Source organism: Serratia nevei, assembly GCF_024160145.1.
GTDB classification, from domain to species: Bacteria; Pseudomonadota; Gammaproteobacteria; order Enterobacterales; family Enterobacteriaceae; genus Serratia; species Serratia nevei_A.
In genome coordinates, this window is record NZ_JAMYWQ010000016.1 from 39,009 (window position 1) to 51,243 (window position 12,235).

Consider the following 12,235-nt stretch of genomic DNA (forward strand, 5'->3'; position numbering starts at 1 on the left):
AATCTTTGATTTACTGGGTTGTATTAGCGCCTCTAAGGGTAAAGCAGTCACTTCCCATGCAACATGAATAAAACTTCACCACTTTTCTTGGAGATGTGCATTTCTAGCAGGCCACCCTTACCATAGGTTGATTTTCCTCGACTGCCTCTAATAATCCACTTATCTCCATCAAGCTCAACCAAAAGAGGAATTTGTTCTTCTATTCGTTTGCGACCATATACCTCTGAAGCAATGATGAGTCCTATTTCTCTCGCAATCTCCTCGGTTGGAACAAAACCATCTTTAGGAACATACCCTTTTGAAAATGCTGAGCCGCTTAATGTCATGATTACCACCATAAGAAAATATAGTATCTTCTTCATTTCAATGTATCTCCAATGGTTCTGACCTTTCCGGTGGCCGGGTCATAAACCTTAATCTTTCCTCCAGGCGTACCTAGGTACCCCGGAACGTTTTCGGCATCGTTGCCCCGAGTATCAACGGATGAGAAATTCTCATTATCATAACCGGGATCATTTGCACCATGGGTATGGTAGTCACCAGCATTTTTCTTTCCAGCTGGACAGCTTCCCACAAACGTCTGATCCAAAGTTCCTGGTATCGGAGCAGTATAAGTATATGTTCCATCTTTATTTTTGCATATTCTACCGCCGTATTCTCTACCCTCAGAAATAGAGGTTTTATTAATGTCTTTGATGGCGCGCCTTCCGGCATCATCCCTGTTTTTAAAGGTATCTCCAGGCTTCAGGCCTTCAGGGTCAACATAGCTTAATGGATTATTGTCGACGTAAAAATTTTTATTTACCCCTCCAAGAAGACCAATAGGATCTTGGTTGATATACCCCCCCAGCCTAGCGTCATAGTACCGATACCGGTTGTAATACAGCCCCGTCCCTTCATCCTCATGCTGCCCCGGCAGCCGGATCGGCTGATGCAGCTGCTTGGGGTTGTACTCCTGCTGCACATTGCCCCAGGCGTCCAGGCTCGCCGCCCACTCGATCTCGCCCACCAGGCTGAGGAGCGCCTGGGGCGTGCCCAGATGGTCGCACAGGTAGTGCCGCACCTCGATGCGTTGGCTGCGGTAGGCCTGGTAGGCCTCGGTCTGCGCTTGCAGGCCCTTGAGCTGCTCCAGCATGAGGGCCTGCGCGTCGGCGGGCATGCCGATCTGCCGCACCTTCTCTTGCAGCTGGGCGCTGGTGGCCGCCAGATCGGCGAGCATGGGGCGCAGGGCATCCTGCACGATGCCTGCGGGCACGCTGTCCAGCAGGGCCTGTATGGGGGCGGGCTCGGGCTTCTCGATAGCCCGCAGTTGCAGCAGCGGCGTGAAGCTGCCGGGCTCGTAGACGGTGTGCAGGAGTTCGCGCTGCTCGCTGCCGGAGCGGTAGCGCTCGGTGTGCACCAGCCGGTCGCCGTCCCAGCCGTAGTAGTCCGCCTGTCCGGCGCTACCGCTGCCGCTGCTGTATTTGACCAGCCTGCGGCCAAAGGCATCGTAGCGGTAGCGCTGGTGGCGCAGACTCTCACCCTCCTCAATGTGAATCTCGGTCAGCTGGTTGGCACTGTCATACGCCAGCACCATGCGCCGGCCGCTGGCGCCGTCGCGGCCTGTGTCCCAGCATTCCGTGCGGTTGCCCCGGCTGTCGTAGCGGTAGTGCAGCCGTGCGCCTTGGCTGCCCGGGTCTTCGCTGTTGCTGTAGTTGCCTATACGATTACCGGCCCAGTACAGCGCGGCGCTGCCGGGCTGTCCATCTGGAGCAGCCGCGCCGTGCAGCACGTTGTAGTGCGGCTCCATCCAATGTGGTTGGGCCTGGTGAGGTTCGCCTGGCGTGGTGAAGCGGGCCTGATCGTGGGCGCGCTGCTGCGCCCGCTGGCGGTCGATGGTGGTGAGCTGGCCGGTGGGCTCGGTGGTTGACGCGGGAGCCTGCGGGATGCCTCCGGGCAGGCGGTTGCCCGCCGCATCGAAGCGCCATTGCTGCTGCGTGCCCTGCGGGCCCTGGGCACCGATGAGGCGGCCGGCCATGTCGTAGGCAAAGCGGCTGGTGCCCGCAGGCGTCTCGATGCCGACCATCTGCCCCAGGCTGTCGTAGTGGTAATGGCGCGAGGTGAGCGCGCCGACCAGGGCTTGCGGCGGGCGCACCTGGCGGGCAGCGTAGGCAGACTGGGCGGGCGCGTCCAGCATGTCGGCAGGCATGGCCGCGGGCAGGCCCGCCAGCCGCATGGCCCGCAGCCGCCCCACTTCGTCCCATTCGAGCTGGCGGGTGAGCTGCTGCGCCGGGGGCTGCATGTCGGCAGTACCGATATCCTGGCTCCACAGGCGCTTCGTTTCGCGGTGCAGCGCATCGCGCTCGATGTTCACCAGAATGTGCTCCTCCCAGGTGAGGCCGTGCAGGTGGCCCGCACCATAGAGCAGGTAGCCGACTTCGCCCAGGTCTTGCAGCTGGCTGGCCAGTCGGTTGCCCAGGGCGTCAAGCCGGTGGCTGATGCGGTGCTCGAATTCGATCTCGGGCTCGCCACCAGCGGCCGTGGCGCTGTACAGGCGCTGCACTTCACCAATCACCCGGCCCGCGCTGTCGCGCTCGACGATGGCCTGGCTTTGGAGCCGCGCGTGTGCTTCGCCCTGGCCCTCGGCGGCGGTGTCTAGCGCCCATACGCTGGCTTGCTCCAGTTCGCCCACCCGGCTCCATTGGTAGCGGTGGAGGGTGGCGGGGGCTTCGCCCGCAGCCGGCAGGTGCCTCGCGGTCAGCCGCCCGGCAGCGCTCCACTCGTAGCGGGTGGTGTGTCCGGGCTGGCCTTGGTCGTTGGCCCAGCCGTCGCTCGATTGGCTCAGTTGCCCGGCCGCGTCGTACTGGTAGCTTTGCACCCGGGCGTCGAAGCCGGTTTCCTGGGTGAGCCGGTCCATGGCGTCCCAGGCGAAGTGGGTGTGTTCGCCGTTCTCGTTGGTGAGCTGGGTGAGTCGCCCGGCGCTGTCGTAGGCGAATGCCAGGCTGTTGCCAGCGTGGCTGCGGCGTACCAGGCGGCCCCAGAGGTCGTACTCCATGCTGACCGATGCCGCGGTGGTGCTGGGGGATGCGCTGTTGTGGCGGCCTGCCTGTACCTGGCTGACCCGGCCCTGGTCGTCGTACTGGTAGCGCTCGATGCTCTCGTCGGGATGGTGCACGGCCAGCAACTGGCCCCGGTCGTTGTACTGCCAGCTGGTGCGCTCGCCCTGCGCGTTGGTGGTGGCTGTGCTCTGGCCCCAGCGGTTGTATTCGTAGAGGGTGGTGTAGTCGGAGCAGTCGGTGTAGCTGGCGAGCTGCCCGGTAGGGGTGTAGGCCAGCCGCTTGCTGCCGCCGCTGGCGTCGGTGATGTGGATGGGTTTGTCGGCGTTGAGCCGGTCCAGCGCCAGCTCGGGATACTTGAGGGTTTCCTCGCTGCCGTCACCTCCGGTGAGGCGGGTGAGCCGGTGGTGGTGGTCGTAGTGGTAGCGGGTGGTGCGGCCGGCGGCGTCGGTGGCGCTTTGCAGCAGGCCGGTGGTGTCGTCATAGCGGTATTGGCTGGTGCTGCCGTCCGGGCCCTGGGTGCCCAGCAGCTGGCCTGCCGGGCTGACCTGCAGGTACGTTTTGTAGCCCAGTGGGTCAACCATGCCGCTCAGGTGCCCGTAGGGGGTATAGGCGTAGCGCAGCATGCTGCCATCGGCCCGCGTGTGCTCAACCAGGCGCGCGAGGCCCGCCTCCCCCTGGAAGAGGTAGGCCTGCACGCGGCCGAGGCTGTCGGTGACCTGGCAGCTGTAGCGCGGCTGGCCATCCAGCTCGGGCAGGGTCCGGTAGTCGAACCGGTAGTCCAGGCCCTGCTGGTTGCGCTGCTCGATCACTTTGCCTCCAGGCTCGTCGCGGTCGTAGGCGTAGTGGTGTTCGGGACCATCGCGTTCCTGGTGGAACGCCATGAGGTGGTTGCGCCAGCCAAAGCGGCGCACCTGTTCGCCATGGCGGTCGTGCACGCTGATGAGGTCGCCTTCGGCGTCGTAGCCGTAGCGCACGAGCGGCATCGGCTTGGCGGCCTTCGTGCCCTGGTTGAGCAGCGGGTGAACGGGGTCGCTCACGAGATCAATGCCGCTCAGGCGCAGGCCGCTGTCGGCCTGCCAGAAGTGGCCCGAGGCGTAGTGCCGGGCTTCTCGCGCGGCATGGTTTTGCACGTAGCGCAATTGGTATTGGCGGCCCACGCCGTCTTCGATGGTGGTGATGCGCGGCGGGCCGTCGCTGTTGGTCCAGCGGTAGCGCTGCGAGCGGCCCAGGCGGTCGAGGACGCCGAGCAATACCCATTGTTCGCTGGGGGCAGGCAGCGCCTCGGCTGCGGGGGCTGGCTGGGCTTGCAGGGCCTTGCGTGCGGTTTCTATGGCCTGCCAGTTGACGGGCGCGAAGATCCAGATCTGGCCGCCCTGGCCGCTGGCCGCAAAGATGAGGTGGGCGCTGCAGGCGAGGTCGCGGCGCACCCAGGCAAAGCGGCCGCTCCACCACGCGGGGGCCTGCTGGGGCGCTGCGGTGTTTGCCGCAGTGGGCTCGTCGGCCGCTTCCGCGCTCGCGCCGGATTCGGCGGCGAACCGTGCCGCGCCGCTTATACCGGCCAGCTCCTGCGCCAGCCCGCCCGGCTGCATGCCGGTGCGCAGCAGCCAGATATCTTCGCTGGGGCTGTGGATCGATTCGCCCACCGGCAGGGCGTCGAAGGTGATGGTGCGGCCCTGGCTGTCGTGCAGCAAGGTGGCGCCGGGCAGCACGGTGAGGCGCAGTTGCAGCGGCGTGCCCCAGCCGTAGCCGAGCATGCCGCAGTGGCCGCCTTGTTCAGCATTGACGTAGCTGCTGTACTGGCGCTGCCAGGTCAGCGGCATGGCGCCCGGCAGCGCAAAGTCCAGATCGGCCGCGCCCGACAGCACCTTGGCGCCGAGCTGGGGATTGACAGGGCTGCCGACCTTGACGCCTCCGGGGCAGACGGAGCAGGCCACGCCGCCCTGGCTGCCGATGAGGACGGTGCGCGAGCCGGTGATGATTTTGCCGCCTTTGACGCTGTCGCTGATGCGCGCTGCTGGTTTGCCGCTCATGGTGTTTTCCTCTCTTGGTATTCGGTGATGCGGTAACTACGGTAGGGCGGGATGCGCCGTCAGCAGTTTTTCTTGATCAGATTCGCCAGGGCCTGGATCTGCTCTCGAGTGATATGCACGTTGGAGGAGCCGCAGGCGAATACGACCTCTTCGATGGCGTTCAGCACGATCTTTTGGGCAGTCAAATGGTATGTTTCCTCGACCTTCACGGTGTCGCTCTTGAGCGTGGTGGTGCGCGGGCCCTTGACTACCTCGGTCTTGTCCACGCCGCTGATTTCGATGCGCTTGCCGCCCACGATGGAGCTGTGCAGCAGGCCCACGTTCTCCGAGTGCACCAGCCCTACGTTGAAGGTGGACAGCAGGCCGACTTTCTCCATGCGCATCTGGCCGACCGTGATGCTCCATTTCTTCTTGATGTGGTCGGTTTCGTTCTGGTCGATGGTTTTCTTGCGGCTCTGGTGCACCGTCAGCGTCTCGTCGAGGTCGACTTCTTCCGTGCGCCAGCCATGCACGTTGATCTTCTCGTTGCGATCCACCACCTCCGTGCGGTCGCGGTGGATGGTGCTGAACTCGTCGCGGTCGATGGTCTTGCGCCTGTCGTTGCCCACCCACTTGTCTTCGTCGTGTTCGACCTCGGTGAGCTGGTCTTTCTGCGCGTGCAGCCACAACTGTTCTTCGCCGGCCTTGTCCTCGAAGCGCAGCGCGTTGGCCGTGCCGGGGCTGTCCTTCATGCCGTCGCCCGGCGTGCCGCCTTTGCTGCTGCGCGTCTTGATGCCGCTCTGGGTCTTGTTCGCCGGTAACTGCCACGGCGGCATCTGCATCGCGTTGTAGACGCTGCCGGTGATGATGGGATAGTCCGGGTCGCCGTTCAGAAAATCGACGATGACTTCCTGCCCGATGCGCGGGATGTGCATGGTGCCGTAGTTGGCTCCGGCCCAGGTCTGCGATACGCGAATCCAGCAACTGCTGTTTTCGTCCATCTGGCCGTAGCGGTCCCATTGGAACTGCACCTTCACGCGGCCGTACTGGTCGGTATAGATTTCTTCGCCTGCCGGGCCGGTGACGACGGCGGTTTGCGAGCCGATCGCACTGGGTTTGGGCGTCACCCGCTGGCTGCGGTAGGGCACCCGCTTGGGCACGGCCGTGAAACTGATGCGGTATGTGGTCGGGTTATCGGTGCCCGCACGCTTGCCGCCGCCCGATCCTCCGGCACCATCGCTGCGGCGCACGTTCTCCGTAAACTGGTATTGCGTCGATTCGATCAGGTAGTCCTGGTTCTGATCGTCGCGCGGGTATTTGTGGAAGGTGAAGAAGTAGCCTGGCGCGATATTGCGGGCATTGCCTTCGCCCTGCACCAGCTCGCGCTGGGCCTGCTGCTGCTCGATGCGGATGCGGGCGTAGTTCTCGCCATCGCCCATGTCGGTATAGCCGCCCGGCCAGTCGTAAATCTCCCGGCTGTCTTCGGCATGGCCTGCGGGCTGCTGCTGGCGCGTGGTAAGGTCGGCCTTGGGTTTCTCAAAATCGTAGTCGTCGGCCTCGAAATGGCCCGAGGCAATGTCTTCGGCAAACGACCAACCGTCGATGAAATCTTCATCCTTCACATGGGCGGCGCGGTCGCCCGAATAATAGGGAATGGTGCTGGGGCCGGGCAGAGGCCCATGGCTGCCGATATCGTCGGCCAGCACCAGGGTATGGCTGCCGTTGCTGTGGGTAAAGTAGTAGTGCGAACCTTCTAGTTCCATCAGGCGCGAGACGAAATTGAAGTCGCTCTCGCCGTGCTGGACGATATAGGGCCATTCCCTGTAGGTTCCGGTCAGTTTGTCCTCGATGGGGAAACCGTATTTACCCAGCACTTCCTTGACGATATCGGGGACTTTCTTGAACTGGAATATCTTGAAGTCGGTGCGGCGCGTGGCATGCCACAACCAGGGACGCAGCACCGCGTCATAGGCATAGAAATCTCCGTCTTTTCCGCTGTAGGTGAATTGGGTCACCTGCCCCGACAGAAACCGCTGGCCGCTGCCGCCGATTTCGGTGGTCAGGTCCACCTCGATACTCATGTCCTTGCCGAGCAGGGATTTGGCGGAGATGGATGCGGACTCGCTGATGAGCCGTACCCGAAACTCGTACAGCTGGGAGATTTTTTCCTTCCCGGCCAGCGCGCGAAACTCCAGTTGCTCGCCCAATGGGCTGTGCGCGATGAACGTTCGATTCCCCATTTTGCCTCCCTCTGGCCACCGCGAAGGTGCGCCAGTCCATCCCTGTTGTTTCAACTATTGAGTGATATTTCCGGTCACTGAAATCAACAGTTCCGGGTTGCTCTGCGCCGCATCTTAGGGGCGCAAGGGCTGGGCGGAGCTTAAAAACCTTATGGTTTGGTTGAATTAACTATCAATAACCAAAGTTCAATCCGTTTAACCTATTTAATCGAGGGGAAGTGGTTTTCCTGATGTCCGCCTTTGTCCGTGGCGGGCTCGCAAGGTCAAGGTTCGGGCATGCCTTCGCGGCCTGCGGCCTTGACCAAGAGGCGCTGCCTCTTGGAACTCCGTTCTCGCCGAAGGGCAAGGGTGCAGGGGTAAAGGCCCCCTGCACCCCGCCATGAGGCTGGGTCGCTGCGCGGGCGTCAATGGTGCGCTGCGCCGGGTGCTCGCCTGCGGCTGCGCGCCCGCCATTGACCCCCGCTACGCTCAACAAATCAAGCTGCCCGCTTTGGGTGGGCAATGGGGGGCCATTGCACGGCCAAAGCGGGTAGCCGGCAAGCCCCGCAGGGGCGCGTCAGCAGGGGCGCCGCAAGCTGGCCCAGGTCCATTGCGCTGCTGCCGCAGGGCCTTTTGCACGGTCCCCAGCAACGCGAAGGGCCGTCACTGCACACCGCAGTGACGGCCCCCCACCTCCCGCGCGAAATATGGGCTTGGGCACGTTCCTATTGTTTGCGGCATGCGTGACGATGCCCACCTACACTGGGCCTGCACGACGCCAAGTCCGATGGGCTTTGTACATCGGCATCCCCAACGGCGCAGGTTCCTGCAAGCGTCTCCCTACCCAGGGCGGAACCCTCCCCAGGCATGCCCAGGCTCCCCCGCATGCCGCTCCTACCCACGGAGCAGAGCCATTTTTCTCCGGCTGTTCTCGTCATTCCTGCGCCCACGGCGCGCTATTCCTGTGGCCACGTTTCGAGTGCAACGCTCGCTGGCCGGTCTTACCCATCTCACTCACTCAAAGGAGGTTTTTGTCACCGCTATCCGCATTGCGTTGTCTTGCTGTTCCTCCGTCCCACCTCCCCGCAGGGAGTGCGACGGACGCCTCATGAGAGGCAAACCGGTGTTCTGAGCACCATGCCCTTGTCCTTCGGGAGCCTCGCCTGGCGAGCCGGCAATTTCACTTACCTGTTGTTTCTCAGAGATCACGATTTGAATTTGCACGGCCAGGAGGGCGAATGGATGACTTGACCTACTCTCTGCGCCAACTGTGTCGGCGCAACCGCGACGGCAGCCACAACACGCAGGCCGACCGCCTGCGCGGGCTGACGCTGGTGGCACGGCAGTTGGAGGAAGGCGGGTTTCGGCGGATGACGGCGACTTCTCTCAAGGGCAAGCATGTCGATGCGCTGGTCGAGCGCTGGCAGGCCGAGGGGCTGTCTGCCGGTACCCTGAAAAACCGCATGGCGCATTTGCGCTGGTGGGCAGAGAAGGTGGGCAAGGCCGGTGTCATTCCGGCCGACAATACGCGGCTCGGCATTCCGGAGCGGCAGCATGTCACCAATGCCGATAAGTCGAAGACGTTGGGGGATGCACTCGATGGCGTGCGCGATGCGCATGTGCGGATGAGCCTGCAATTGCAGCAGGCTTTCGGGCTGCGGCGCGAGGAGTCCATCAAGTTCCAGCCGGGCTATGCGGACCGGGGCGACCATATCGCGCTGAAAGGCAGTTGGACCAAGGGCGGGCGCGAGCGCACGGTGCCGGTCACCACGGCCGAGCAGCGGCACGTGCTGGACCTGGCGCACCAGGTGGCCGGTGCGGGGTCGCTGATCCCGGCGCACAAGAATTTCATCCAGCAGCGCCACACCTATGACGGGCAGTGCAAAGCGGCCGGCCTGAGCCATATGCATGGGCTGCGGCATCGGTACGCGCAGGATCGCTATGAGGCGCTGACGGGGTGGAAAGCGCCGGCCGCTGGCGGGCCTTCGGCGCGGTCGCTGACGCCGGCGCAGCGCGCGCTAGACACGCAGGCGCGGCAGGCGATTAGCCGCGAGCTGGGGCATGAGCGGACGCAGATTACGGCGGTTTATCTTGGGAGGTAGTGCTTTCCGTCAAGGCTTGATAGCCCAAATTTTGAAGCGTCAGCGGTGCTGCACTACCGGGCACGCGACGGACGAAATGCAGGCTGAGATTTCCCGGCTTTGACCGACGTTTTGTCGCGCCTTGTAAAAGTGCCTGGTACCTTCTTCTTCGGAATCGGCACCAGGCGCTCAACACCGTTGTGGCGAAGAATCAGCCGTATGCGATGCCTCCAATCTCGCGCAGATAATCCGCCCACTCCTGCATCAACTGTTTTCTGTCGGCCAGCAGCAGGGCCTTGTTGTAAGTGGCCCGCACCCTATTGCTTTCCACGTGGGCCAGTTGTCGCTCGATGGCATCAGGACGATAGCCATGTTCGTTGGCCCAGGTTGAGAAAGTTGTACGCCAGCAGTGCGGCGTTGCCCTGGGGCCCAGGTTCATGTCGCGCATGGCATAGGTCAAGCGATTGGGGGTCGTAAAACCCTTGCCGCTGCGATGCGGGAACAGGTAGCGCCCGGTTCCTGAAATCTGCTTGATCTGGTGAAGTACTTCGATCGCCGAATCTGAGAGAGGGCAGATATGGTCGCGCCTCGCCTTCATCTTGGCGGCAGGGCGACGCCATAGGTTGTCCACAAAATCGAACTCGTCCCATTCGGCATCCGCCGCCTCACCGGGGCGGCAGGCGGTCAGCGCGATGAACTTGAGGCACAGAACGGTTTCCGGGTAGCCGCGATAGCTCTGCAACTTGTGATAGAAGGCCTGGACCTGCTCACGGGTCATGACGGCCTTGCTTTGGCTCACTGGCATGCGCAACAGGCCGCGCAATCCGGGAATCGGATTGCTTTCTGCCAAGCCACGGACCACTGCAAACTCAAACAGTGCCGACAGGTCGCCTTTCACATGAATGCCCGCCCAGGCCCCGTGCGCCTTGCACGCTTCCAGAATGGGACGAATCAGGTTCGGACCGATTTCATCCATGCTCAAGCCGTCCAGCTTGGGGGCCAGATACTTCCTTATCCGCGACTCTTTCGTGCGGTACGAACTGACGGCAAACACCGGCTTGATATCGGCTAGATAGGCTTTGGTCACCTTGGCAAAGGTGCCGTCCTTTTCCCGCCTGAGCGCCTCGGCCTCTTCGATATTGCGACGTTTGACGTCCTGGCGATCACGGGACGGATGAATCCCTTGCTTGATAAGCGAACGTGCAGTATCCCGTGCAGCCCGAGCCTGAGCGAGGCTGACTTTGGGAAAGGTGCCGATGGCGAAGAGGTTCTCCTTCCCCTCGATCCGGTACTTCCACCGCCAGCGTTTTCCGCCAGACGGTGTGATTTGAAGGAACAGGCCGCCCCCATCTGAGAGCTTGTAGGTGCGCTCGGTCGGTTTGGCTGATTTGACTTTGAGGTCTGTTAGCAAGTTTTCGGGCATATCTCATCTCCCGAGCGGGGAAAAAAGTACCCCCACTCTTGAACTCAGATACCCCCAAAAGTACCCCCAGCTTTTCTGGACCTCAGCAAACAATAGGAATTCTCAGTGGACCCTATTGTTTGCCTCAACTCTATGATTCAAAAGAGTTTTATTGTCCAGGGAGTGCTCTTAAGCTCCACTGAAATCCAGCCCGAAACCGTCAGACGTTAAACAAGAAGTTCATCACGTCGCCGTCTTTGACGATGTAGTCTTTACCTTCGGAACGCATTTTGCCGGCCTCTTTGGCGCCTTGTTCACCCTTGTAGGTGATGAAGTCGTCATAAGAGATGGTTTGCGCGCGGATAAAGCCTTTCTCGAAGTCGGTGTGGATCTTGCCGGCCGCCTGCGGGGCGGTGGCGCCGACCGGGATGGTCCAGGCGCGTACTTCTTTCACGCCGGCGGTGAAGTAGGTCTGCAGGTTCAGCAGTTCATAACCGGCGCGGATCACGCGGTTCAGGCCCGGCTCTTCCAGGCCCAGTTCGGCCATGAACTCGTCGCGCTCTTCGTCTTCCAGCTCGGCGATGTCGGATTCCACCGCGGCGCACACGGCAACCACCACGGAGCCTTCGGCGTCGGCGATTTTACGCACGGTGTCCAGGTACGGGTTGTTCTCGAAGCCGTCTTCGTTGACGTTGGCGATGTACATGGTCGGCTTCAGCGTCAGGAAGCTCAGGTATTTGATCGCCGCTTTGTCTTCTGCGGTCAGATCCAGCGCGCGCAGCATGCCGGCGTTTTCCAGGTGCGGCAGGCATTTCTCCAGCGCCGCCAGCTCGGCCTTGGCGTCTTTGTCGCCGCCTTTGGCTTTCTTCTGCACGCGGTGGATGGCGCGCTCGCAGGTGTCCAGGTCAGACAGCGCCAGCTCGGTGTTGATGACGTCGATGTCTTCGGCCGGATCGACCTTGTTGTTGACGTGGATGATGTTGTCGTTCTCGAAGCAGCGCACCACGTGGCCGATGGCTTCGGTTTCGCGGATGTTGGTCAGGAACTGGTTGCCCAGGCCTTCACCCTTGGACGCGCCTTTCACCAGGCCGGCGATGTCGACGAATTCCATGGTGGTCGGCAGAATGCGCTGCGGCTTGACGATCTCGGCCAGCTTATCCAGACGCGGATCGGGCATCGGCACCACACCGGTGTTCGGTTCAATGGTGCAGAACGGGAAGTTGGCTGCTTCAATGCCCGCTTTGGTCAACGCGTTGAACAGGGTGGATTTGCCTACGTTAGGCAGGCCGACGATACCGCATTTGAATCCCATGTTGTAATCACCTTAAATATCTTAACTATCAGCCGGTTAGGTTTAACCGGCTGCATAAAGGGCAAAATAATGCCGCTATTATACACGTAATGGGCGTTTATCTCGATCAGACTTGCTTGGCCGGGGCGAGCGCAGCGCGGGCGACCGGTTTTTGATTGAGATTTGGATCACATT

The 12,235-nt window shown here is 61.9% G+C and carries 6 protein-coding genes; 1 reads left to right on the plus strand and 5 read right to left on the minus strand.

The genetic code is table 11. The features are described from left to right. Positions 1 to 47: 47 nt before the first annotated feature. From M6G53_RS12930 to M6G53_RS12940, 3 genes are read right to left on the minus strand one after another with little or no spacing between them, the layout of a single operon-like run. Entirely contained in the window at positions 48 to 362 is a 315-nt protein-coding gene (locus M6G53_RS12930; RefSeq protein WP_253331981.1) for an NTF2 fold immunity protein, read from the minus strand. Continuing rightward, positions 359 to 5,068, minus strand: coding sequence for a DUF4329 domain-containing protein (locus M6G53_RS12935; protein ID WP_253331983.1), 4,710 nt, complete (start codon positions 5,066 to 5,068; stop codon positions 359 to 361). Before M6G53_RS12935 ends, M6G53_RS12930 begins: the two co-directional genes overlap by 4 nt. Positions 5,069 to 5,127: 59 nt before the next feature. Continuing rightward, on the minus strand, positions 5,128 to 7,287 hold the full coding sequence (locus M6G53_RS12940) for a type VI secretion system Vgr family protein (protein WP_253331985.1): 2,160 nt from the start codon (positions 7,285 to 7,287) through the stop codon (positions 5,128 to 5,130). A gap of 1,217 nt (positions 7,288 to 8,504) precedes the next feature. On the opposite strand from M6G53_RS12940, the gene M6G53_RS12945 reads away from it, so the two are divergent. Further along, positions 8,505 to 9,368: a phage integrase N-terminal domain-containing protein gene (locus M6G53_RS12945; RefSeq protein ID WP_253331987.1), complete on the plus strand. Its 864-nt coding sequence runs from the start codon at positions 8,505 to 8,507 to the stop codon at positions 9,366 to 9,368. Positions 9,369 to 9,558: 190 nt separating this feature from the next. Here the strand turns inward: M6G53_RS12945 and M6G53_RS12950 are convergent, their stop codons facing one another. Then, positions 9,559 to 10,770: a tyrosine-type recombinase/integrase gene (locus tag M6G53_RS12950; RefSeq protein ID WP_253331989.1), complete on the minus strand. Its 1,212-nt coding sequence runs from the start codon at positions 10,768 to 10,770 to the stop codon at positions 9,559 to 9,561. 199 nt (positions 10,771 to 10,969) lie between these two features. Further along, positions 10,970 to 12,061 (minus strand): redox-regulated ATPase YchF, encoded by a 1,092-nt coding sequence (gene ychF, locus M6G53_RS12955; protein ID WP_033633304.1) that lies wholly within the window; start codon positions 12,059 to 12,061, stop codon positions 10,970 to 10,972. Between the last annotated feature and the right edge of the window lie 174 nt (positions 12,062 to 12,235).

Bases quoted from the DNA above. Each gene is read 5' to 3' on its own strand.
- M6G53_RS12930 (WP_253331981.1), bottom strand. From the start codon at position 362: ATGAAGAAGATACTATATTTTCTTATGGTGGTAATCATGACATTAAGC.
- M6G53_RS12935 (WP_253331983.1), bottom strand. From the start codon at position 5,068: ATGAGCGGCAAACCAGCAGCGCGCATCAGCGACAGCGTCAAAGGCGGC.
- M6G53_RS12940 (WP_253331985.1), bottom strand. From the start codon at position 7,287: ATGGGGAATCGAACGTTCATCGCGCACAGCCCATTGGGCGAGCAACTG.
- M6G53_RS12945 (WP_253331987.1), top strand. From the start codon at position 8,505: ATGGATGACTTGACCTACTCTCTGCGCCAACTGTGTCGGCGCAACCGC.
- M6G53_RS12950 (WP_253331989.1), bottom strand. From the start codon at position 10,770: ATGCCCGAAAACTTGCTAACAGACCTCAAAGTCAAATCAGCCAAACCG.
- ychF (WP_033633304.1), bottom strand. From the start codon at position 12,061: ATGGGATTCAAATGCGGTATCGTCGGCCTGCCTAACGTAGGCAAATCC.